The sequence below is a fragment of the Nocardioides sp. genome (genome assembly GCF_034670285.1).
In the GTDB taxonomy this organism is placed as follows: Bacteria; Actinomycetota; Actinomycetes; order Propionibacteriales; family Nocardioidaceae; genus Nocardioides.
On sequence record NZ_JAXMNS010000437.1, the window covers coordinates 1 to 3,012 of the forward strand.

Below are 3,012 nucleotides of genomic sequence, written 5' to 3' on the forward strand. Positions count from 1 at the left end.
GCTCTTCCGATCTTTGGCGGCGGTGACCTCCACCTCGAGCACCTTGCCTTGGACGTTCTTCTTGACGTCGTACTTCTTCGAGGTCGAGACGACCTTGTTGCCGGCGCTCCACACGTAGGACACAGACACACCAGGAACCGACCAGCTGCCGGAGGTGACGTTCAGCGTCTTGCCGACCTTCGCCGTCCCCTTGATCTTCGGGTCGGAGGACACGTTGATGCGCCCGGGCGCGACCTTGCCGGCGCTCTCGACGACGGTGACCGGGCGGTACTTCCGCTTGTTGGCCGTGACCTGGACGCTGAGGACCTTGCCCACGTCCGAGGCACCAGGCGTGTACGACGCCCCGTCGGCGCCGTCGATCATCTTCTCGCCGGCGAACCAGCTGTAGGTGAGCGTGACGACGGCGGGCTTCCAGGTGCCGTCGACGACGCGCAGGGTGCTGCCGAGGCGAGCCTTGCCGGACAGGGTCGGCGCCTCCTGGCTGACGACCTGGGGCTTGCCGCCGACGCTGAGGCGACCGAACTCCGACCGGTAGCTGCCGGCGAGAAGACCGGCCACCGATGAGGAGGCCGACCCGGCGACCGGGCCGCTGGCGGACGTGGGGCCGGCGCCGGCGAGGGCGACGGCGGAGCCGCCGGCTGCCAGGGCGACGGCGGTGATGACGGCGGGGACGAGCGTGCGGACGTTGCGCATGGGGGGTGCTCCTGTGGGGGATGGCGCGACGGCGTCGCGCAGGATGAAAGTAGTGGCAGGATCGGGCTTTGTGGAGCCATCCGACGACAAATGGCCCGGACGGGTCATCAGGTCGACCCGATCGGTGGCCCGCGGCGAGCCGGCGCCGGGCGAGCGCCTGCGAGCGGTCGCGCTCGTGCTCGCGGTGTCGGCGCCCCTGTGGTGGCTCCCGGGAGGCTTCTCCCGGTTCGTCCTCGCCAAGCTGCTCGTCACGGCGATCGCCGTGCTGCTCGCTGCCCTGGCCCGACCGGTCGGCGCACTCCCCCGCACCGTCGTGCTCGCCGGTGTCGGCTGGGCCGGCTGCTTCGCCTTGGCTGCCCTGGTCGGCGAGACCCCGCTGGCCTCGCTCCTCGGCCGGTGGCCGCGCTACGAGGGGCTGCCGGTGCTGGGCTTGTATGCCGCAGCGTGCTGGACCGGTGCGCGCGTCGTCGGCCAGGACGTCGCCGCGACGCGTCGTCTCCACCTGGCTGTCAGCGCGCTGGCCGTGGCGCTCGCCGCCTTCTCGGTGCTTGACGTCCTCGGGGTGACGCCCCTGGGGCCGAGCACCGAGGACCGGACCGGCTCCGTGCTCGGCAACGCCACCGACCAGGGCGCGGTGGCGATGATGGCGGCGCTGGTGCTGGTCGGACCCGCGCTCCGCCCAGCCGCCGCGGACCGGGCGCTCCGAGCCGCGTCGGTCGCGGGGCTCGCCGCCGCCGTCGCGACGGTCGCGATCTCGGGGTCGCGCACCGCTCTCGGCCTCACCCTGGTCGGGCTCGCCGCGATCGGCGCCGTCCTGCTGCTGCGGAGCCGCGCCGACGACCGCACGACCGGAGCCCTGCCACTCACCGCCGGCGCCGTCGCACTGCTCGGCTCGACCGCGCTGCTCGTGCCCACCACCCGGGACCGGCTGCTGGGACTCGGCACCGCCGAGGGACGCGTCGACCAGTGGCGCCTGACGCTGGACCTCCTGGGCGACCATCCGTGGCTCGGCCTGGGCGGGAGCCGCTACGTCGATGCCTTCCTCGCCTACGAGGATCCCGCTTTCGTCGACTTCACCGGTGCGCAGCGGCTCGCGGACTCGCCACACTCGGTGCTGCTCCAGGTGCTGGTGGCGGGTGGTGTGCTGCTGATGGTCGCGACCCTGCTGGGACTGTTCCTCGTCGTACGACGGGTGGTCGCGGTGCTCCGCGAGCGACCGGACGCAGTGGCAGTGGTCGGTCCGGTGGTTGTTGCCGTTGCCGCCTACCTGACCCTGGCGAGCGTCAACTTCACCACCGCTGGACCCGCCTGCCTCGCGGCTCTCCTGCTCGGCACCGTGATCGCCGTACCGATCCGTGCCGCCGAGCAGGAGCGGCGCAGCCTTCCCCTCGCAGCGATGAGCGGGGTGCTCGTGGTGGGCCTCGCGGCCGCCACCCTCGGCGAGGTGGCGCTGGAGCGGGGTGTGGCTGCGGCCGATCGCCGACAGGTCGCAGCAGCCGACGAACGCTTCGCCGAGGCAGGCCGGTGGCGCCCGTGGGACGTCGACGTGGACGTGATCGCGGCCCGGTTGCTCGCCGAGCAGGCCGCCGCTGGCGACGGCGACGCCGCCATCCGAGGAGAGCAGCGCGCGCGAGCAGCCCTCGCCGGCGCCCCGCAGAGCTATGAGGCGACCGTGGCCCTCGGGCTCGTGCTCTCGGCGCAGGGTCGGTTGGCCGAGGCCGTCGAGGTGCTCGGCGTCGCGGTGACGCTGGCGCCCGAGCGGCCGGACGGCCACGTGCAGCGCGGCATCGCGCACGCCGGGCTCGGGCAGGTCGACGATGCTCTCGTCGACCTGCGCCGAGCCCAGGAGATCCTGCCGCGCTCAGCCGTCGTACGACGGCTGATCAGGCAGGTCAGCGCCTCGACTTCACCTTGATCCTCTTCGAGCGTCGGTCGATCTCCTCACCGTCGTAGGCGAGGACCTTCACGACGTAGCGGCCGCGCTCGGAGTAGGTGTGGCGCACGCGTCGCTTGTCAGTCACCACCGACGTGCCGTCGCCGAACACGAAGCGGTAGACCAGCGGGTCGCCGTCGGCGTCACTTGCGGGCACCTTGACCGTCACCTGCTTGCCCACGCGGAAGCCCTTGGCGGGCCGCTTGATCCGGATCTTGTGCACCACCGGCGCGCGGTTGCCCGGGGCCGTGGGCGGAGGGGTCGGCGTGGGCGTCGGGCTGGGCGTGGGCGTCGGGCTGGGTGTCGGCGTGGGCGTCGGGCTGGGCGTTGCCGTAGGCGTCGGCGTCGGGGTGGACGTCGGCGTGGGGCTCGGGCTCGGGGACGGC

At 73.1% G+C, this 3,012-nt stretch carries 3 protein-coding genes; 1 reads left to right on the forward strand and 2 read right to left on the reverse strand.

Features of this window, described 5'->3' with window-relative positions:
- The coding region (locus VOI19_RS17245) for a hypothetical protein (RefSeq protein WP_323794185.1) at positions 1 to 693 on the reverse strand (693 nt) is incomplete at its 3' end.
- A 124-nt stretch (positions 694 to 817) separates the two neighbouring features.
- Between VOI19_RS17245 and VOI19_RS17250 the strand changes: the two genes are divergently transcribed.
- Positions 818 to 2,608: an O-antigen ligase family protein gene (locus VOI19_RS17250; protein WP_323794186.1), complete on the forward strand. Its 1,791-nt coding sequence runs from the start codon at positions 818 to 820 to the stop codon at positions 2,606 to 2,608.
- Here VOI19_RS17250 and VOI19_RS17255 read toward each other — a convergent pair.
- A partial coding sequence (locus tag VOI19_RS17255) for a PKD domain-containing protein (protein ID WP_323794187.1) occupies positions 2,586 to 3,012 on the reverse strand: 427 nt, incomplete at its 5' end. The genes VOI19_RS17250 and VOI19_RS17255 overlap by 23 nt on opposite strands.